Below are 17,968 nucleotides of genomic sequence, written 5' to 3'. Positions count from 1 at the left end.
GGCGGCCGCGCAAGGGGCGCGGTGCGGAGCTTCCGGGCTCAGGAGAGCAGGTCGTCGGGCGGGGGGCAGCTCAAGGGCAGCGTCGGGTCGATGCGGTTGAGGTAGCCGCAGGCAAAGGCCGCTGCGTCCATGCGTTTTTTCCCTGCGGGCGTCAATTGAGAAACGTGATAGACGCCATCGAAGCAAGCGATGGAAAGCCCCTCTCCTGAAAGCCCCAGGATGCGTCCTGGAGGGCTTCCCTGGGTGTCACCTTGCGAGAAGGCCCCAGGATGCGCCTGGAGGCGAATACAGCGATTTTCACCGGGAATGTCGATGTGGAAGTAGGCCCCGGGCTTCGGGGACATGGCACGGATGCGGTCGTGCACTTCGCGCACCGGGCGGTCCCAGCGGATGAGGGTGTCGTCCTTGGAGAGCTTGGCGGCGTGGGTGGCCAAAGCGTCGTCCTGGGGCTCGGGCGCGACGGGGCCGTTTTCAAGCAGTTTCAGGGCCTCCACGGCGAGTTCCGCGCCCATGCGGGCCAGACGGTCGTGCAGGCTGCCGCCGGTGTCCTCAAGAGTGATGGGCGTGGCGCGCTTGAGGAGCATGGGGCCGGTGTCGAGCCCGCGCTCCATGCGCATGATGGTGATGCCGGTTTCGGCGTCGCCCGCCAGGATGGAGCGTTGGATGGGAGCGGCCCCCCGGTGGCGGGGCAGCAGGGAGGCGTGCACGTTCCAGGGACCGAGGCGGGGGATGTCCAGCACATTCTGGGGCAGGATGAGCCCGTAGGCGGCCACCAGGAGGACGTCCGGCGCGAAAGCGGCCAGTTCGTCCACGGCAGCCTGCTCCTTGAAGTTGAGCGGCTGCATGACCGGCAGGCCGCGCTCCAACGCGAGTTGCTTCACGGGCGAAGGCAGGCACTTGTGGCCGCGGCCGCAAGGGCGGTCGGGCTGGGTGTACACGGCCTTGACGCGGGCCGCGCCGGAGTCGAGCACAGCCTGGAGCACCTCGGCCGCGAAGGCCGGGGTTCCCATGAAGACGGCGCTCAGGCCTGTTTGCCGCTCTTCTGCCACTTCTTGATCTTCCCGTCGTAGAGCGCGCGCTTCAGGCGGCTGATGTGGTCGATGAAGAGCACGCCGTCCAGGTGGTCGATTTCGTGCTGCAGGCAGACGGCCAGGATGCCGTCGGCGTCGACCTCCACTTCGTTGCCGTCCAGGTCCTTGGCTTTGACCTTCACCTTCTCGGCGCGGGTGACCTTGGCCCGGAAGTTCACCACGGAGAGGCAGCCCTCCTCGTCGGTGACCTGGCCTTCCTTGGAGACGATCACGGGGTTCACGAAGAATTTCAAGTCGGTGCGTTCGTCCGGGCCGGAAACATCCACGGCGATGAGGCGGCAGCACTCGCCCACCTGGGGCGCGGCCAGGCCTATGCCGCGCTTGGCGTACATGGCCTCGGCCATCTCCTCGGCCAGTTTGCGCAGCTCGGGGGTGATCTCTGTGATCTCCTTCGCGCGCTGGGCGAGGACGGGGTGGGGGTATTTGAGGATTTCGCGCGGCATGGGCCTAGTCTTCCTTGGTTTCCTTGGCCGACTCGCGCAGCTTCACGCCCAGTTCCCGCAGTTGCTTGGCCGCCACGACGCCGGGGGCCTCGGTCATGAGGCAGGTGGCCTTCTGGGTCTTGGGGAAGGCGATGACGTCGCGTATGGACTTGGCCCCGGACATGAGCATCACCAGGCGGTCCAGGCCGAAGGCGATGCCGCCGTGCGGGGGCGCGCCGTAGCGCAGGGCGCCCAGCAGGAAGCCGAACTTTTCCTCGGCCTCTTCGGCCCCGATGCCCAAGGCCTCGAACATGGCGGTCTGGCGGTCGAGGGTGTGGCTGCGGATGGAGCCGCCGCCGATCTCGTTGCCGTTGAGCACCAGGTCGTAGGCGCGGGCCAGGGCGTTGGCCGGGTCGGTCTTGAGCAGTTCCAGATGGCCGTCCTGGGGCGAGGTGAAGGGGTGGTGTTTGGCCACGTAGCGCTTCGCCTCGGGGTCGTGCTCCAGGAGCGGAAAGTCGGTGACCCAGAGGGGGCTGAAGACGCTCTCGTCGATGAGGCCCAGGCGCTCGCCCAGCTCTACGCGCAGCCAGCCCAGGGCGGTGTTCACCATGTCGGCCCCGCCGGCCTGGAAGAAGACGATGTCGCCCACTTCGAGGCCCAGGCGCTGGGCCAGGGCGTTCTTTTCGTCTTCGGAGAAGAACTTGGCGATGGGAGACTGCCATTCGTTCTCGCGGATCTTGATCCAGGCCAGGCCTTGCGCGCCGTAGATCTTCACGAACTCGGTGAGCTCGTCGATCTCCTTGCGGGTCATGGACTCGCCGCCGGGCACGCGCAGGCCCTTGACCAGCTCGGCCTTGGCGAACACGCGCAGCTCGCAGCCGCGCACGATGTCGGACACGTCGCACAGCTTGAGGCCGAAGCGCAGGTCGGGCTTGTCCAGGCCGTAGTCGCGGATGGCCTCGGCGTAGGGCATGCGCGGGAAGGGGTCGGGCAGCTCCCGGTTCAGGCACTCGCGGAAGAGGGTGCGCACCATGCCTTCGGCCATGTCCATCACCTGGGCCTCGTCCACGAAGCTCATTTCGATGTCGATCTGGGTGAATTCGGGCTGGCGGTCGGCGCGCAGGTCCTCGTCGCGGAAGCATTTGACGATCTGGAAGTAGCGCTCCATGCCCGCCACCATGAGCAGCTGCTTGAAGAGCTGCGGCGACTGGGGCAGGGCGAAGAAGCGGCCCTGGTTCACGCGGCTGGGCACCAGGAAGTCTCGCGCGCCCTCGGGCGTGGAGAGCGTGAGCATGGGCGTCTCGATCTCCAGGAAGTCGAGTGATTCGAGATAACGGCGCACGCTCTGGGCCGCCTTGGAGCGCAGGATGAAGTTCTGGGCCAGCTTGGGGCGGCGCAGGTCCAGGTAGCGGTACTTCAGGCGCAGGGCCTCGCCCGCGTCCACGCGGTCCTCGATGGCGAAGGGAGGGGTCTGGGAGGTGTTCAGGAGCTTCCAGTCCGAGACCACAACCTCGATCTCGCCCGTGACCATGTTGGGGTTGGTCATGCCCTCGGGACGCCGCCGCACGCGGCCCCGCACGGCCAGCACGTACTCGGAGCGCACCACGTGGGCGCGGGAGTGGGCCTCGGGGGCGTGGTCGGGGCTGAAGACCACCTGGGTGAGCCCGGCGCGGTCGCGCAGGTCCACGAAGATCAGGCCGCCGTGGTCGCGGCGGAACTGCACCCAGCCCATGAGGCAGACCTCCGCGCCGTCGTCGGCGCCGGTGAGCTGGCAGCAGGTGTGGGTGCGCCGCCAGTCTCCCAGGGGATCGGTGGCGCGGGGGGATTCGTCGTCGAGAAGTGTCTGGTCCATGGGGCTGGGGCTCCGAGGGGATCGTTGTTAGGGGCGAAGCGCCTGGGCGACGTCGTTGCGGGCCAGGGTGCGTTGTTCGCCTGTCTGCATGTCCTTCACCTGCACCTGGCCGGAGGCCGCCTCGGCCTCGCCCAGGATCAGGCAGAAACGGGCGCGGCTTTTGGCCGCCTGGCGCATCTGGGACTTCATGGAGCGCTCGGCCAGGGCGGATTCGCCCGAAAGGCCGGCGCCGCGCAGCTCCCTGGCCAGGAGCACGCCCTGGGCCACGGCGGCGGCGCCCATGGCCACCAGGTGGAAGTCCGGCGCAGGGGCATCCTGCGCGCCCATGAGCAGCGCCAGACGCTCCATGCCGCAGGCGAAGCCCACGCCGGGGAGGTCCGGCCCGCCAAGGTTGCGCACAAGGCCGTCGTAGCGGCCGCCGCCTGCCACGGCGGACTGCGCGCCGATCATGTCCGAGGTGACCTCGAAGGTGGTGCGCACGTAGTAGTCGAGCCCGCGCACGAGGCGGGGATTGAGCGTGTAGGGCAGCCCCCCGGCGTCCACCACTTCGAGCACGGCGTCGAAGTGGGCCTTGCAGGCCGGGCACTGGTGGTCCGCGATGGAGGGGGCGGTGCGCGTGAGCTCCTTGCAGCCCGGGACCTTGCAATCCAGGACGCGCAAGGGGTTGGTGAGCTTGCGGCGCATGCAGTCTTCGCAGAGCTGGCCCGCGTCGAAGCCGCGGAAATACTCGTTGAGGGCCTCGTTGTAGCCAGGGCGGCAATCCGGGCAGCCCAGGGAATTCAGCTCGAAGGAGAGGCCCGTGATGCCGATCTCGCCCAGGAAGTCCGCCAGCATGAAGAGCATTTCGGCGTCGAGCAGGGGCGAGGGCGATCCGAAGGCCTCCACGTCCAGCTGGTGGAACTGGCGCATGCGGCCCTTCTGGGGGCGTTCGTAGCGGAACATGGGGCCGTAGGTGTAGAGCTTGGTGAGCTCCTCCTGGGCGTGCAGGCCGTTCTCCAGGTAGGCGCGCACCATGCCCGCCGTGGCCTCGGGGCGCATGGTCAGGGAGCGGCCCTTGCGGTCCTGGAAGGTGTACATTTCCTTCTGGACCACGTCCGTCTCCTCGCCAATGGAGCGCGAGAAGAGCTCGGTGCGCTCCAGGATGGGCAGACGGGACTGGCGGTAGCCGTAACTGCCGAACACGCGGCGCGCGGCGTCCTCCAGGCGGTCGAACACCTGGGCGTCGGCGGGAAGCAGGTCCGCGAAGCCTTTGATTTTCTGAATTTTGTCCATGTGTGAACCTTGGGGCGGACGCCCTTGAAAAAAAGGACTGTTACTCTCAAGCGTTTGCGTTGTCAAAAGCTCAGGCGAGTCGTCAGGAGGGCTGGGCGAAGGCCCGGGCGGGCAGGCCCGTGAGGGGCGCGTCGAGGGTGAGGTCCAGCACCGCGCCGCAGTAGGCCCCCACGGGCAGGGGCAGGGCCATGCGGCCCAGGCCCCAGAGGGGGAAGCCTGGCCGCCAGGTCCACGGAGGGCCGGGGAGCACCGAGGCGTGGGCCGCAGGCGCGTGCCCCGTCACCTTGCGGGCCAGGGCGTGCATGCCCAGGGGGGTGAACCACTCGCCCCGGCGCACGATGGATCCCTTGCCCGCGCAGAGTCGGTAGAAGCTCCAGCGGTTCAGATAGCCCACGATCACGGCCGAGCGGGCCACGCGCACGGCCTCGCGCAGGGCGGCCTCGGGGTCTGGCACGAACTCCAGCACGGTGAGCAGGGCCGCCACGTCGAACTGGTTGTCCTCGTAGGGCAGGGCCTCGCAGTCGCCCAGGTTCACCTCGGCGCGGTGGCCCAGGCGCTTGCGCGCGGCGTGGGCCATCACCGGGGACTTGTCCAGGCCCGTCACGTCGTAGCCCGCGTGGTGGAAGAACTCCAGGAACACGCCCGGCCCGCAGCCGATCTCCAGAAGCGTGCGCCCCCTGCGCGGCCACGCGGAGATCAGGCTCTCCAGAAGACGGAACTCCTGGGCCAGGGCGTAAGCCCCCCTGCGCGAAGCGAGCCAGCGTTCGTAGCGGGCGAGGTCGTCCAGGTCCCAGGGCATGGGGGCCTACCCGGCCTTCTTCTCCTGCTTGGCCCAGGAATCGCGCAGCCCCACGCTGCGGTTGAACACCAGCCTGTCCGGTCCGTGTTCCCTTCTGTCGGCCACGAAGTAGCCCACGCGCTCGAACTGCACGAACTGCTCGGGCTTCATCCCGGTCAGGGCGGGCTCCACGGGCACGTTCCGCAGCACCTGGAGCGAATCGCGGTTCACGTTGTCCAGGAAGTCCTTGCCTTCCTCCACGTCCATGGGGTCGGCCTTGGTGAAGAGGCGGTCGTAGAGGCGCACTTCGGCCCAGGCGGCGTGGCGCGCGCTCACCCAGTGGATGGTGCCCTTCACCTTGCGCCCGTCCTGGGACCAGCCGCCCTTGGTGGCGGGATCGTACGCGCAGCGGATTTCCGTGACCTCGCCCGTGGCAGGGTCGGTCTCCACCGAGGTGCAGGTGACGTAGTAGGCGTGGCGCAGGCGCACTTCCTTGCCCGGCGAGAGGCGGTGGTAGCCCTTGGGGGGCTCCTGGCGGAAGTCGTCGCGGTCGATGTAGAGCTCGCGGCAGAAGGGCACGGCGCGCTCGCCCAGCTCCGTCTTCTCGGGGTGGTTGGGGCAGGTGAAGATTTCCTCCTGGCCCTCGGGGTAGTTCTCCACCACGAGCTTCACGGGGTTGAGCACGGCCATGGCGCGGGGGGCGCGGTCGTTCAGGTCCTCGCGCAGGCAGGCCTCGAGCATTTCGTATTCCACGGTGTTGGCCGCGCGGGCCACGCCGATGCGCTGGGCGAAGAGCCGGATGGCCTCGGGCGTGTAGCCCCGGCGGCGCAGGCCCTGCAGGGTGGGCATGCGCGGGTCGTCCCAGCCCGTTACATGGCCCTCCGTGACCAGCTGGATGAGGCGTCGCTTGCTCACCACCACGTAGGCCAGGTTGAGCCGGGCGAACTCGTACTGCCGGGGGCGCGAGGGCACGGGGAGGTTGTCGATCACCCAGTCGTAAAGCTCCCTGTTGTTCTCGAACTCCAGGGTGCAGATGGAGTGGGTGATGTGCTCCAGGGCGTCGGATAGGCAGTGGGTGAAGTCGTACATGGGGTAGATGCACCAGGCGTCCCCCGTACGGTGATGGTGGGCGTGGCGGATGCGGTAGAGCGTGGGGTCGCGCATGACCACGTTGGGCGAGGCCATGTCGATCTTGGCGCGCAGCACCCGGGAGCCGTCGGGGAACTCGCCCGCGCGCATGCGCCGGAAGAGGTCGAGGTTTTCGTCCGCGTGGCGGTCGCGCCAGGGGCTGTCCAGGCCGGGCTGGGTGAGGGTTCCCCGGTTCTCGCGGATCTGCTCGGCGGTCTGGTCGTCTACGTAGGCCAGGCCTTTCTTGATGAGCAGTTCCGCGAATTCGTAGAGCTTCTCGAAGTAGTCGGAGGCGAAGTAGAGCCTGTCGTCCCAGGAGAAGCCCAGCCACTGCACGTCGGCCTGGATGGCGTCGACGTATTCCTGCTCCTCCTTGGAGGGGTTGGTGTCGTCGAAGCGCAGGTTGCACGTGCCGCCGAACTCCCGGGCGATGCCGAAGTTCAGGCAGATGGACTTGGCGTGGCCGATGTGCAGATACCCGTTGGGCTCGGGGGGGAAGCGGGTGGCCACGGAGGCGTGTTTGCCGCTCTTGAGGTCCTCGTCGACGATGGTGCGGATGAAATCGAGATGCCGTTCCGGAGTGTCGCTCATGGTGCTTCCTTTGTCCCGAGTGGTCGTCGTGCGGAAATAGGGAAAAAGGAAGCGCCGGTCAAACAGGTCGGTAGCGCGTCGTTCAATCCACGACGGGGAGCTGGTCGGTGCCGTGCTTCTCGTAGACGTCCTTCTGGGCCAGCTTGAACTCGTCAACGGTGAAGTCGAAGCCCTCTTCGCGCAGGAAGGCCCAGTTGGACGCGGGGTCCTCGCATTCGTTGACGCGGCGGCGGAAGTCCGGGTCCTGGCGCATGCGCTCCATGTATTGCTTGGCGGATTCGATGCTCATGTTCGTGCTCCTTTCAGACGAGTGATTCAACATTTTTGCAAAACAACGGCGGTCCGTCAACCGCGGTTGATATCGCATCGGTTGATGCGAGCGTAGTGTCATGATAGGAATCGTCTATGAACTTAATTCATGGCAACGCACAACGCATCCGTTCGTCCATCCTGGAAAAATACTCCAGGGTGGCCACGAGGGCGCTCGGGGAGTTCCGCTACCCCACCGGCGAGGCGGGGCTGCAAGGCCTGAATTACGACACCGCCTGGTATGCCCACCTGCCGCGCCCAGTCCGCGAATGCTTCTGCGGCGTGGGCAACCACTTCTCCATGGGACTGCCTGAACCTGGCAGCCGCGTGCTGGACGTGGGCTGCGGTTGCGGCGTGGACAGCCTCATCGCCGCGCACCTGGTCGGACCCGACGGCTTCGCCGTTGGTGTGGAATTTTCGCCCGGCATGGCCGCCAAGGCGCGCGAAAACGCCCTGGCCTCGGGCACGGCCAACGCCGCCTTCGCGCGCGGCACGGCCGAGGCCTTGCCCTTCGCCGACGAGAGCTTCGACGAACTGCGCTCCAGCGGCGTCTACAACCTCGTGATGGACAAGGAACAAGCCCTGCGCGAAGCCCTGCGCGTCCTGCGACCCGGCGGACGCCTGCTCGTGGCCGATCAGGCGCTCACAGGCCTGCCGCCGCAAACCGAGGCCGACGCCGTGGCCTCCTGGTTCCGGTGACAAGGCGGAGCCATACCGGGAACGGCGTTCCTGGCCATGCTGGAAATGACGGGGTTTGTTGAAGTGGCGGTGAAAGGCGAAAGCGGGTTCAAAAGCTCGCCAGCGACCATGGGGACGCTCTTCTACGCCGTGAAGCCCCGGTAAGAGCGGGGCTCCGCCCCGGACCCCGGCAGGGCGCTGCCCTGCACCCGCTGGAGAGGGCGCTGCCCTCTCCAGACCTCTCCCGCCAGGGGGGAGCCCCCCCTGGACCCGGCAATTGCTTCGCGGGCTTCACCGGCTACGACGCCGTGTTCCGGTCCCGGTACTGCTCGCGGGGAGACCAGGCGGATCGATTGGAAGACGATCCGCCTGATCTCCCCGCGAACAGCACCGGGACCGGCAACACAGTCCATGCCGGTGAAGCCCGCGAAGCGGAGTGGGAGTGCAGAGGGCGTAGCCCTTTGCCCGCCGGAGGCATATTCTCCGCCCGCCCCGCCGCCCGGCCCTGCCGCCACTCCCGCCGACGCGAAGCAACTGCCGGGGCCGGAGGCGTCTTCCCTGCCGCCCGGGGCCGTTTCCAGCCGCATCTCACGCTCCAACACGCCCCAACTCACTGCCGCGAATCGAAGCGGAACCGTGGTGACGCTAACGCGAGGGTTGTCGCGGGGTGGGGAGGGCGCGTGGCTTGACGGGGCGGATCAGGCGTCGGGGGCGGCGAGTTGTCCGCAGGCGGCGGCGATGTCGCGGCCTTTGCTTTTGCGCAGGGTGACGGTGATGCTTTTGTCCCAGAGGATTTTCTGGAACGCCTCCACGGTTTCGGGTGAGGGGCTTGTGAAGGGGATGCCGGGGGATTCGTTGTAGGCGATGAGGTTCACTTTGCCTTTCACGTGGGAGAGCAGGCGCACCAGGTCCCGGGCGAGGGCGGGGGAGTCGTTGACGCCGCCCAGGAGCACGTATTCGAAGGTGATGTGTTCGCGGGGTTTGAGGGGGTATTGAGCGAGGGTGTCCATGAGCCGGTCCAGGGGCAGCATGCGTGCGGCCTTGGGCATGAGTTGGGCGCGCAGTTCCTGGTTTGGGGCGTGGAGCGAGACGGCCAGGGCACCCAGGCCGCTGCGCCCGAATTCCAGGATGCCTGGTTCCACGCCCACGGTGGAGACGGTGACGCGGCGCGTGGAGAAGTCGAGCCCCTGGGGGTGGTGAAGCGCTTCAAGGGCTTGCAGGAGATTGTCGTAGTTCAGGAGGGGTTCGCCCATGCCCATGAACACGAGGTTGCGCAGGTGGAGCGTTCTGCCTGCGTCCTGGAGGTGGTTCCTGGCCACGAGGATCTGGGCGAGGATTTCGCCGGGCGAGAGGTTGCGGGCCAGTCCCATGGTGCCGGTGCGGCAGAAGGTGCAGGCCATGGCGCATCCGGCCTGGGTGGAGAGGCACTGGGTGTAGCGGTCCTTTTCGGGGATGAGCACGGTTTCCACGCGGGTGGCGGGGTCGAATTCCAGGAGGAACTTGACGGTGCCGTCGCGCGATTCCAGGCGCTGGGCCACGGCGGGCAGCCGGATGTCGGCGGCGTCGGCCAGTCGGGCGCGCAGGTCCTTGGAGAGGTTGGTCATCTCCAGGGGGGAGGCAAGGCGTTTCTGCCAGAGCCACTGCCAGACCTGTCGCGCGCGGAAGGGTTTCTCGCCCAGCTCCACGAGGAACGATTCCAGCTGATGGAAGCTCAGGTCCAGGAGGTTGGGGCGATCGGGCGGGGAGGGGAGGCCCGGCGCGGGTTCGTTCCGGCCGGGCTCCCTGGTGTTCTGGTTCATGCCTGGAAGTGCTCGCGCGCGGAGTGTTGGCGCACGAAGTCCACGGCCTGTTCCACGCTGTTCACGTCGCCGGCCACCTGGGCCTGGAGGAGCGCCTGGCGGATGAGGCCCACGGCGGGTCCGGGCGGGATGTTCAGGATGGTCATGATCTCTTTGCCGTTGAGCAGGGGTTCGAGGTCTTCCTCGCGGATGTCCGCGCGGTCGAGCATCTTCATGTTGTGGTTGAATTCCTTGTAGTTGCCGCCCCTGGCCTTGATGTCGGCGCGCGCCATTTCGATGATGCGGGGGTATTCGTCCAGGCTCTTGAAGCGGCGGATGCCCTTGTCGGTGAGCATGAAGTGGAAGCGCATGTGGTTGCGCACGAGGTAGCACACGAGGTCCACCTCGTCGTGGTCCAGGCGCAGGCTGGAGAGCAGGCGCATGGCGACTTTCGCGCCCACGCGGTGGTGCTGGTGGAAGTGCCAGTGTCCTTCCACGATTTCGGCGGTGTGGAGCTTGCCCACGTCGTGGAAAAGGCAGGCGAGGGTGCCGTACCAGTCGTAGGGGAGTTCTTCGGGGTAGTGGCGCATGACGGCGAGGGTGTGGTCGAAGACGGATTCCTCCTCGGCGTCGTTCTTTTTCTGCTTGATGCGCGCCAGGGCGGCCACCTCGGGCAGGAGGCGGTGGAGGATCATGGATTCGTAGAGCAGGCGCACGAACTCGTGCATGTTCTCGGCCTCCACCTTGCGCCATTCGTCCATGATGTCGGAGACGGAAACGTAGTCCAGCACGTTCTGGCCGTTGCGCAGGATGGCCATCCAGGAGTTGGGGCCGATGGGCAGGCCGAAGTTGGCGGAGAAGCGCATGGCGCGGATGGCGCGCAGGTAGTCCTGGCGGAGGGTCTGGTCCTGGATGCCCTTGAAGCGGATGACGCCCTCGGAGAAGTCCGCGAAGCCGTCGAGGGGGTCGTGGGCGCGGGGCAGGTAGGGGCAGGCGAGGTTGGCGGGCATCTCGCCGGTTTCGGTGAGGCGCCGGGCCAGGCGCGGGGTGAGCCGCACGAGGCACTCCTCGGGGTGGGAGGCCCCGGAATCGGCGTTGAGGTAGAAGCTGAAGAGGGCCTCGCCCTCGCGCAGGCGGGCGAACACCTCGCCCTGTTCCTGGGCGACGTTGGGGAAGAGCTTCAGGAGTTCGTCGAAGGTGGCGTCGGTGCAGATGTCCACCTCGGGCTGGCCGGACTGGGCGAGCAGGGACTTCTGGAGCTTGGCGTTGATGACGTAGGCCTCGTAGCCGTTGCGGATGATGGCCTTGCAGATGCCTACCGCGTCCTTGAAAGGATCGCTCATTGAATCTCCCGATGGATTAGAGGACGTTTTTCCCGGCCACGAAGCAGGCCCTGACCACGCCGGTCAGCTCCCTGCCCGTGAGGGGGGTGTTCTTGCCTTTGGAGACGAGCGCCTGGGGCGTCACCTTCCAGCGGGCCTTGGGATCGAAGAGGAGGAAGTCGGCGGGGTCGCCTTCCTGGAAGCGGTTCAGGGGCAGCCCGAAGATTTCGGCCGGGCGCACGCACCAGGCCGAGACCAGGGCGCGGGTGGAGAGGTCGCCGCGCTGGGCCAGCTCCCAAGTTACGGAGAGGGCCGTCTCGAAGCCGGAGATGCCGTTGGGGGCCTCATCGAAGGGGGTTTCCTTCTCGTGGGCCGCGTGGGGCGCGTGGTCGGTGGCCAGGGCGTCGATGGTTCCGTCTTCCAGGGCGGCCAGGAGGGCCAGCTGGTCGTCCTTGGTGCGCAGGGGCGGGTTGACCTTGGCGGCGGTGTCGTAGCCCTCGCAGGCCTCTTCGGTGAGGGCCAGGTAGTGGGGGCAGGTCTCGGCCGTGACGGGCGCGCCCTGGGCCTTGGCCCGGCGGATGATCTCCACGGACTGGCGGCAGCTGATGTGCGCCAGGTGCACGGGCACGCCCAGGTACTGGGCCAGCAGGCAGTCTCGCGCCACCTGGATGGCCTCTCCGGCGGTGGGCGCGCCGCGCAGGCCCAGGCGGGCGCTCACCGCTCCCTCGTTGATGCCCGCGTGGGGGGCCAGGAAGGGGTCTTCGCAGTGGTCGATGACGGGCACGCCCAGGTCCGAGGCGTATTCCATGGCCCGGCGGAACAGTTCGGAGTCGGCCACGGGGCGTCCGTCGTTGGAGAAGGCGCGGCATCCGGCGGCCTTCAGCTCCTCCAGGGGGGCCAATTCCTTGCCGTCCAGGCCCACGGTGAGCGCTCCCACCGGGAAGAGGCGCGGGCCGCGCGGGTGGGTCGCGAGGGCCTTGTCCAGCATGAACTGCGTCACCGAGGCCTTGTCGTTCACGGGGTCGGTGTTGGCCATGCAGAAGACGTTGACGAAGCCGCCCTTGGCCGCGGCGGCCAGGCCGGTGGCGATGGTCTCCTTCCACTCCTGGCCGGGCTCGCGCAGGTGGGCGTGCACGTCGGTGAGGCCGGGCAGGAGGACGAGGCCCTGGGCGTCGTGCACCTTCGCGCCCTCAGGGGCGGGGTAGGCCCCGGCGGGGTGGAGGCCCAGCACGCGGCCCTTGGCCACGAAGAGGTCCACGGGGTTTTCGGGATCCAGGGCGGGCAGGGCGGAGCGCACCACGAGTTCGGCTTGGGACACGGGCTTACTCCTTGGGTTCCTTGCGGGTGATGTAGAGGTGCAGAAGGGCCATGCGCACGGCCACGCCCGAGGCCACCTGGTCCAGGATGAGGCTCTCGGGGGCGTCGGCCAGGTCGGAGGCGATTTCCAGGCCCCGGTTGATGGGCCCGGGGTGGAGCACCACGGCGTTGCGGGCGGCCTTGGCCAGGCGGGCCTGGTTCATGCCGAAGCGCCGGGAGTATTCGCGCAGATCGGGCAGGAGCCCGGCCTGCTGGCGCTCCAGCTGAAGGCGCAGGCACATCACGGCGTCGACGCCGCGCACGGCCTCGTCGAGGTTGGAGAACACGGGGACGCCCAGCGCCCCGACGGCGTGGGGCAGGAGCGTGCGCGGCCCGCACAGCCGCACGTTGGCCCCCAGCAGGCGCAGCAGGTGGATGTTGGAGCGCGCCACGCGGCTGTGGGCGATGTCGCCCAGGATGAGCACGGTGCGCCCCTCCAGGGAGCCCCAGCGCCGCGTGAGGGTGAAGGCGTCCAGCAGGGCCTGGGTGGGGTGGGCGTGCCAGCCGTCGCCGGCGTTGATCACGGCGCAGTCCAGGCGCTGGGCGATGAAGGCCGCCGCGCCCGAGGCGTTGTGGCGCATGACGATGGCGTCGGGGGCCATGGCCTGGAGCGTGAGCACCGTGTCCTTGAGCGATTCGCCCTTGGAGAGCGAGCTTCCGGCCTTCTGCAGGGCGAAGGTGTCCGCCGAGAGGCGCTTGCCCGCCACGTCGAAGCTGGTCTTGGTGCGCGTGGAGGCCTCCGCGAAGAAGAGCACCACGGACTTGCCTTTGAGGATGGGGACCTTCTTCACGGGTCGGGAGTTGATCTCCTGGAAGGACGCGGCTGCGTTGAGGATCGCCAGGGCGTCTGCCTTGGCGAGCTGGGTGACATCCAGAAGATCCTTATGAGGCCAGGACATAGTGCTCCTCGGGTGGGGGTGTCGAGCCAGGGCGCTCTTTCCATTTTCCACAGGGAGCGAGCCGGAGTCAATCGCCCAGGGCCTCCAGGATGTCCGAGGGCATGCGGGAAAAGGCCGCAAGCGCGCCAGGAGCCAGTGTTCCCAGGTCCGCGAAGCCCAGGACGCGGGCGGCGTTCCCGGCCAGGAGCGCCAGGGCCTCGGGGGCGGAAAGCGGGGTGAATTCCAGCAGGGCGCGCAGCTCGGCGTAGAGGTCCAGGTCCGGGGAGGAGGCCAGGGAGTCCGTGCCCAGGCAGCAGGGCACGCCCGCGTCCAGGAGCGCCCGGGCCGGGGCGCGGCCCACGCCGATCACGGCGTTGGAGCGCGGGCAGAGGCAGGCAGTGGCCCCGCTGGCGCGCAAGAGGGCGATGTCCTCCCCGGAGAGGTGCACGCAGTGCACCGCAAGGGTGGAGGCGTCCAGGACGCCCAGGTCGCGCGCGCGGGCCGTGGGGCTGGTGCGGGGCGCTTCGAAGCCCTCGGGGAGCACGCGCTCGCGCATGAAGCGGGCGTATGGGCCGTCGCCCCCGGCCAGGAGGTCGGTCTCGCCCTCGTGCTCGGCCAGGTGGAGGGAGAAGGCCCGGCCCCGGGCCTTGTCCCAGGCGTGGGCGCGCTGGAGGAATTCCGGACAGGTGGACCCCAGGGCGTGACCGGCGAGGGCCAGGTGCGGCGCGGGCACGGGGGGCAGGGGAGGCTCCTCCTGGCAGCCGAAGCGCTCGAACTGGACCACGTGCGCCAGCCCGGCCCGGACGAGCGCCCTGTGCGTGTCCAGGGGCCTGCGCGTGGCGATGTCGGCCGCGGCGGCCGTGCCAGAGGCGGCCAGGGCGGCGCAGGCGCGGTCCAGGTCCTGGTCCGAGGCGTCGTTGAGGGGTTGGGCGATGAGCCAACGCACCCACTCCAGGAAGCCCCTGGCCCGGAAGGGGGGCAGGCCCAGGTGGGAGAGTTCCAGATGGGTGTGGGCGTTGACGGTGGCGGGGAGCAGGGGGGCGTCGCCCAGGTCGCGCACGTCGCGGGGGGCCTGGGCGCGCAGCTCCCGCCAGGGGCCGCAGGCCTCGACGCGCGCCCCGTTCACGATCACGGCCCCGTCCCCGACGAAACCCCGTCCGGGCGCGGGCGAGGCCACCAGACGGGCGCGCAGGGCGTAGCGGCGCGGGGCGGGATCAGCGGCAGTGGACAAGCACATCCTCCCTGTCTTCGAAGCGGACGTTCTCGCGGCGCAGGCCCAGGCCGCGCCACGACGCCTCCAGTTCCCCGGCGTGTCCCCAGAACTCGCCCGAGGCGCGCGTCGGGGCCGTGAGCGTGAGGATCAGGCGACCCGCCAGCAGCTCGCGCACGTGTTCCAGCAGCGCGCGGGCGCGCACCATGGTCCCCAGGGCCGGGTGGCGCGGTCCGGCCAGCACGGCGGCCTCTAGGGAAGGCTCCTGGGCCAGCCCCAGACGGACCACCGCGACGCCCGCGCGCCAGAAATCCAGGCAGGCCCTGGCAAGGGCCTCCACGGTCTGCTCGAGGTTCCAAGGGGCCACGAGCCCGGCGCGCCAGGGGGCCTCCAGGCCCGAGCCCGCCAGCACCAGCAGGGGGTGCAGGCGCACGAAGTCCGGACGCAGGGAGAGCGTGATCTCCACGTCGCGCGCGAAGACCCCGGGCGTCACGCCGGGCAGTCCCGGCAGCAGGTGCACGCCCAGGCGGAGCCCGGCGTCCTTTACCTCCCGGCAGGCCTCACGGGATCGCTCCGCCCCGTGACCGCGCCGGGCGTCGCGCAGCGCGTCGGCGTGGAAAGTCTGCACGCCCAGCTCCACGGTGTCCAGCCCCTGCGCGGCCAGTTCCCGGAGGAGCGAGGGGGATACGGCGTCGGGCCGGGTGGAGCAGCGCACCCCCGAGACGCGCCCGGCCGCGCGGTGGCTGGCGGCCAGTTCCAGGAAGCGGTCGCGCCAGCCGGGGTCCAGGGCGGTGAAAGAGCCTCCGTAGAAGGCCGGCTCCAGGGGGCGCGCGGGGGAGGCCTCCGAGAGCGCCCTGTCCATGTCCGCCAGCGCGGCGGGCAGGTTCAGCCCGGGCTTGCCGGTCTGAAGGTCCTGGGCGCAGAAAGAGCAGCGCCCGGCGCACCCCGCCCAGGGCAGGAACACCGGGAGCACGGGCCTTGCGCGCCGCGTCGGGGCCGGGAGCGCGAAGGGCGGAATCCGCTCTCCGGGCACGTCAATTTCATTTCCTGCTTGCAAAAAAAAATCTCCCGCGCTAGCAAATGCTTATAAAGCCTTGGCGCGCCGAACCGCCAGGCAGCCGCGAGGAACGCCATGTCGCATCAGGACTGCATCTTCTGCAAAATCGTCAAGGGCGAGATCCCGTGCAGCAAGGTCTACGAGACCGGCGCCGTGCTCGCCTTTCTGGACATCGCCCCCGTGAACAAGGGGCATGTGCTCTTGATCCCCAAAGAGCACTTCGAGGACGTGTGGGCCCTGCCCCCCGCGCTCGCGCCCGAGCTTCTGGACGCGATACAGCGTGTGGGCCTGGGGCTCAAGCAGGGGCTGGGCGCCCTGGGCATGAACCTGGGCATGAACAACGGCAGGGCCGCCGGGCAGCTGGTCTTCCACGCCCACTGGCACCTGATTCCGCGCTTCGAGGGCGACGGCCTGACCCTCTGGCCCCAGCAGGGCTACGCGGACACCGAAGAAATGAACACGACGGCAAGGGCCATCGCCGACCATATCCGCACCTAATTCCCGATCCCGGAGAGCGCCATGAACAACGGCAAGACCCTGACCAAAGCCGACATCGTCGATTACATCTACGAGAAGACCGAGAAGAACCGGGCCGAAGTGAAAGACCTGGTGGACAGCCTGCTGGAGATCATGAAGCAGGCCGTCAAGCGCGACAACTCCCTGCTCATCTCGGGTTTCGGCAAGTTCGACGCCTACGACAAGCGCGCTCGCAAGGGCCGCAACCCCCAGACCAGTGACACCATCGTCCTGCCCCCGCGCAAGGTGGTGGTCTTCAGGCTCTCGCGCAAGTTCCGCGCCGAGCTCAACCCCGACGAAGTGCTCTAGGCTACGTTCCCGCCCGTCCCATTCCGGGGCGGGCGGGGCGGACTGCCCTCCCCCCTTTCGGGCGTCCCGCCGGGCCGGTGGCCGTGGCGCGCCGCCCTTCCGCCCGTTTCCCGCCTCCCGCACGCGCAAGATCGCGCCCCCTGGGGATTGCGCCCTCGACACGCCGCCTTCCTGGGCCGGAAGGCCCTTGCGCCGGCCGGGCTTGCTTGTTGCGGTGCGTTCCGGATCGTTGGAGATTCTGGCGCGATCGAGTCGGTCTCGTCAGGGGGCAGCCACCACGAACGCGCCGGGGAAGCGCGCGGCGAGCTTGTCCTGAGCGGCCAGGGCCTCGTCCAGGGTGGCGAAGTCCCCCGCCTGCACGCGCCAGACGCGTACGCCCGCCTGATCCGCCTCCTGAACGGTGGAGCCCGGGTAGCCCATGCGCACGAGGTTCCCGGCCAGGACGCGGGCGTTCTCGCGCACGGCGAACACCCCCACCTGGATGCGGAAGGGGCCTGGGAGCAGCCATTGCGCCTGCGCGGGAGCCCTGTCCGGGGAAGCCGCGACGGTGGACGCGGTGGCCTGCGCCTGGACGGGAGGCGACCAGGCTGCGGCCGTCTGGGGCTGCGCGGTGGACGCGGGTGCGGTGGTCCCGGAGGTCGACGCGCCAGGGACCGCAGAGGCCTGGGGCGCTCCGCCCGGCGCGTTGGCGGCGGGGCCGTCCACGGAGAGGGCCACGCGGGCCGTGCCCCGGCCGTGGAAGCCCAGGGCCTTGGCCCCGGCCTCGGTGAGGTCCAGGCAGCGCCCGGCCACGAAGGGCCCCCGGTCGTTGACGCGCAGGGTGACCTCGCGGCCGTTGTCGAGGTTGCGCACGCGCACGAGGGTGTTCATGGGCAGGATCTTGTGGGCGCAGGTGAGGGCGTCGGAGTCGAGACGCTCGCCGTTGGCGGTGGTCTTGCCGGAGAACCATCCGGGCTCGTACCAGGAGGCGTAGCCCTCCTCGCGGTAACCCTGGGCGTTGTAGAGGGGATGGTAGGTCTTGCCGCCGATGGAGTAGGGGCGGAACGTGGCCTTGGAGGCGGGGCGCGGGCCCGTGGCCGAGCATCCGGCAAGGAGCGCGGCGGCGGCCAGGAGTGCCAGCAGTGCGCGGATCATGGCCCAAAGAATACGCTCAAGATTTTTTCGCGCAAGATGCTTGACAGCGAGGCGATTCCCTCCTAAGAACACGCTTCCGCGCTGGGGGATCGTCTAGCGGCAGGACTATGGACTCTGACTCCATCAACCTAGGTTCGAATCCTAGTCCCCCAGCCAACGTTCTTTTACAGCGCGTCCCCATCGTCTAGCCTGGTCCAGGACACCGGCCTTTCACGCCGATAACAGGGGTTCAAATCCCCTTGGGGACGCCAAAGAAAAACAGCGGTCTACTTCACGGTAGGCCGCTT

The 17,968-nt window shown here is 68.8% G+C and carries 17 protein-coding genes and 2 tRNA genes; 5 read left to right on the top strand and 14 right to left on the bottom strand.

The features are described from left to right. Nucleotides 1-38 precede the first annotated feature (38 nt). The 7 genes from fmt to NNJEOMEG_RS16065 all read right to left on the bottom strand — a co-directional run bounded on the left by fmt (nt 39) and on the right by NNJEOMEG_RS16065 (nt 7,423). A complete protein-coding gene (fmt, locus tag NNJEOMEG_RS16095) occupies nt 39-1,049 on the bottom strand; it encodes a methionyl-tRNA formyltransferase (RefSeq protein WP_235957007.1) in 1,011 nt (336 codons plus the stop codon). After that, entirely contained in the window at nt 1,022-1,534 is a 513-nt protein-coding gene (gene def / locus NNJEOMEG_RS16090; protein WP_173086277.1) for a peptide deformylase, read from the bottom strand. Before def ends, fmt begins: the two co-directional genes overlap by 28 nt. A gap of 4 nt (nt 1,535-1,538) precedes the next feature. Continuing rightward, the gene (aspS, locus tag NNJEOMEG_RS16085) at nt 1,539-3,365 is read right to left on the bottom strand and encodes an aspartate--tRNA ligase (RefSeq protein ID WP_173086275.1); all 1,827 of its coding nucleotides are present in this window, start codon (nt 3,363-3,365) and stop codon (nt 1,539-1,541) included. Between the two features lie 27 nt (nt 3,366-3,392). Next, nucleotides 3,393-4,637 carry a histidine--tRNA ligase gene (hisS, locus tag NNJEOMEG_RS16080; protein ID WP_173086273.1) on the bottom strand — a complete coding sequence of 415 codons (1,245 nt, stop codon included), beginning with the start codon at nt 4,635-4,637 and terminating at the stop codon, nt 3,393-3,395. Nucleotides 4,638-4,719: 82 nt separating this feature from the next. Further along, nucleotides 4,720-5,436, bottom strand: coding sequence for a class I SAM-dependent methyltransferase (locus tag NNJEOMEG_RS16075; protein ID WP_173086271.1), 717 nt, complete (start codon nt 5,434-5,436; stop codon nt 4,720-4,722). A 6-nt stretch (nt 5,437-5,442) separates the two neighbouring features. Beyond that, entirely contained in the window at nt 5,443-7,134 is a 1,692-nt protein-coding gene (locus tag NNJEOMEG_RS16070) for a glutamine--tRNA ligase/YqeY domain fusion protein (protein ID WP_173086269.1), read from the bottom strand. A gap of 82 nt (nt 7,135-7,216) precedes the next feature. Further along, on the bottom strand, nt 7,217-7,423 hold the full coding sequence (locus NNJEOMEG_RS16065; protein ID WP_173086267.1) for a Nif11-like leader peptide family natural product precursor: 207 nt from the start codon (nt 7,421-7,423) through the stop codon (nt 7,217-7,219). A gap of 116 nt (nt 7,424-7,539) precedes the next feature. Here NNJEOMEG_RS16065 and NNJEOMEG_RS16060 point away from each other — a divergent pair, with 116 nt between their 5' ends. Next, a complete protein-coding gene (locus NNJEOMEG_RS16060) occupies nt 7,540-8,286 on the top strand; it encodes a methyltransferase domain-containing protein (protein ID WP_272483567.1) in 747 nt (248 codons plus the stop codon). Nucleotides 8,287-8,819: 533 nt separating this feature from the next. Here the strand turns inward: NNJEOMEG_RS16060 and rlmN are convergent. The 6 genes from rlmN to NNJEOMEG_RS16030 form a co-directional block, all read right to left on the bottom strand. Next, on the bottom strand, nt 8,820-9,920 hold the full coding sequence (gene rlmN, locus NNJEOMEG_RS16055) for a dual-specificity RNA methyltransferase RlmN (protein ID WP_173086263.1): 1,101 nt from the start codon (nt 9,918-9,920) through the stop codon (nt 8,820-8,822). Next, entirely contained in the window at nt 9,917-11,242 is a 1,326-nt protein-coding gene (locus NNJEOMEG_RS16050) for an HD domain-containing protein (protein WP_173086261.1), read from the bottom strand. Before NNJEOMEG_RS16050 ends, rlmN begins: the two co-directional genes overlap by 4 nt. Nucleotides 11,243-11,258: 16 nt before the next feature. Beyond that, entirely contained in the window at nt 11,259-12,539 is a 1,281-nt protein-coding gene (locus tag NNJEOMEG_RS16045; RefSeq protein WP_173086260.1) for a dihydroorotase, read from the bottom strand. Nucleotides 12,540-12,543: 4 nt separating this feature from the next. Continuing rightward, the gene (locus tag NNJEOMEG_RS16040) at nt 12,544-13,476 is read right to left on the bottom strand and encodes an aspartate carbamoyltransferase catalytic subunit (RefSeq protein WP_173086259.1); all 933 of its coding nucleotides are present in this window, start codon (nt 13,474-13,476) and stop codon (nt 12,544-12,546) included. A gap of 67 nt (nt 13,477-13,543) precedes the next feature. Further along, nucleotides 13,544-14,686 (bottom strand): amidohydrolase family protein, encoded by a 1,143-nt coding sequence (locus tag NNJEOMEG_RS16035; RefSeq protein ID WP_173086258.1) that lies wholly within the window; start codon nt 14,684-14,686, stop codon nt 13,544-13,546. Beyond that, the gene (locus NNJEOMEG_RS16030) at nt 14,670-15,698 is read right to left on the bottom strand and encodes an elongator complex protein 3 (protein ID WP_235957006.1); all 1,029 of its coding nucleotides are present in this window, start codon (nt 15,696-15,698) and stop codon (nt 14,670-14,672) included. The genes NNJEOMEG_RS16035 and NNJEOMEG_RS16030 overlap by 17 nt, the downstream gene beginning before the upstream one ends. 99 nt (nt 15,699-15,797) lie before the next feature. Here NNJEOMEG_RS16030 and NNJEOMEG_RS16025 point away from each other — a divergent pair, with 99 nt between their 5' ends. Next, complete coding sequence (locus NNJEOMEG_RS16025; RefSeq protein ID WP_173086257.1) at nt 15,798-16,220, top strand: HIT family protein; 423 nt, start codon at nt 15,798-15,800, stop codon at nt 16,218-16,220. Nucleotides 16,221-16,241: 21 nt separating this feature from the next. Then, nucleotides 16,242-16,547 (top strand): integration host factor subunit alpha, encoded by a 306-nt coding sequence (locus NNJEOMEG_RS16020; protein WP_173086256.1) that lies wholly within the window; start codon nt 16,242-16,244, stop codon nt 16,545-16,547. A gap of 261 nt (nt 16,548-16,808) precedes the next feature. Here the strand turns inward: NNJEOMEG_RS16020 and NNJEOMEG_RS16015 are convergent, their stop codons facing one another. Then, nucleotides 16,809-17,681 carry a septal ring lytic transglycosylase RlpA family protein gene (locus tag NNJEOMEG_RS16015; RefSeq protein ID WP_173086255.1) on the bottom strand — a complete coding sequence of 291 codons (873 nt, stop codon included), beginning with the start codon at nt 17,679-17,681 and terminating at the stop codon, nt 16,809-16,811. A gap of 82 nt (nt 17,682-17,763) precedes the next feature. On the opposite strand from NNJEOMEG_RS16015, the gene NNJEOMEG_RS16010 reads away from it, so the two are divergent. Both NNJEOMEG_RS16010 and NNJEOMEG_RS16005 read left to right on the top strand, forming a co-directional pair. Next, nucleotides 17,764-17,837, top strand: a tRNA-Gln gene (locus NNJEOMEG_RS16010). Between the two features lie 17 nt (nt 17,838-17,854). Beyond that, a tRNA-Glu gene (locus tag NNJEOMEG_RS16005) sits at nt 17,855-17,932 on the top strand. Nucleotides 17,933-17,968: the final 36 nt, after the last annotated feature.

It is taken from the genome of Fundidesulfovibrio magnetotacticus (assembly GCF_013019105.1).
Taxonomy (GTDB): domain Bacteria; phylum Desulfobacterota; class Desulfovibrionia; order Desulfovibrionales; family Desulfovibrionaceae; genus Fundidesulfovibrio; species Fundidesulfovibrio magnetotacticus.
The sequence above is the reverse complement of the archived record's forward strand: the minus strand, read 5'-3'. Positions and strand labels throughout refer to the sequence as shown.

Bases quoted from the DNA above. Each gene is read 5' to 3' on its own strand.
- def (WP_173086277.1), bottom strand. From the start codon at position 1,534: ATGCCGCGCGAAATCCTCAAATACCCCCACCCCGTCCTCGCCCAGCGC.
- aspS (WP_173086275.1), bottom strand. From the start codon at position 3,365: ATGGACCAGACACTTCTCGACGACGAATCCCCCCGCGCCACCGATCCC.
- hisS (WP_173086273.1), bottom strand. From the start codon at position 4,637: ATGGACAAAATTCAGAAAATCAAAGGCTTCGCGGACCTGCTTCCCGCC.
- NNJEOMEG_RS16075 (WP_173086271.1), bottom strand. From the start codon at position 5,436: ATGCCCTGGGACCTGGACGACCTCGCCCGCTACGAACGCTGGCTCGCT.
- NNJEOMEG_RS16070 (WP_173086269.1), bottom strand. From the start codon at position 7,134: ATGAGCGACACTCCGGAACGGCATCTCGATTTCATCCGCACCATCGTC.
- NNJEOMEG_RS16065 (WP_173086267.1), bottom strand. From the start codon at position 7,423: ATGAGCATCGAATCCGCCAAGCAATACATGGAGCGCATGCGCCAGGAC.
- rlmN (WP_173086263.1), bottom strand. From the start codon at position 9,920: ATGAACCAGAACACCAGGGAGCCCGGCCGGAACGAACCCGCGCCGGGC.
- NNJEOMEG_RS16050 (WP_173086261.1), bottom strand. From the start codon at position 11,242: ATGAGCGATCCTTTCAAGGACGCGGTAGGCATCTGCAAGGCCATCATC.
- NNJEOMEG_RS16040 (WP_173086259.1), bottom strand. From the start codon at position 13,476: ATGTCCTGGCCTCATAAGGATCTTCTGGATGTCACCCAGCTCGCCAAG.
- NNJEOMEG_RS16025 (WP_173086257.1), top strand. From the start codon at position 15,798: ATGTCGCATCAGGACTGCATCTTCTGCAAAATCGTCAAGGGCGAGATC.
- NNJEOMEG_RS16020 (WP_173086256.1), top strand. From the start codon at position 16,242: ATGAACAACGGCAAGACCCTGACCAAAGCCGACATCGTCGATTACATC.
- NNJEOMEG_RS16015 (WP_173086255.1), bottom strand. From the start codon at position 17,681: ATGATCCGCGCACTGCTGGCACTCCTGGCCGCCGCCGCGCTCCTTGCC.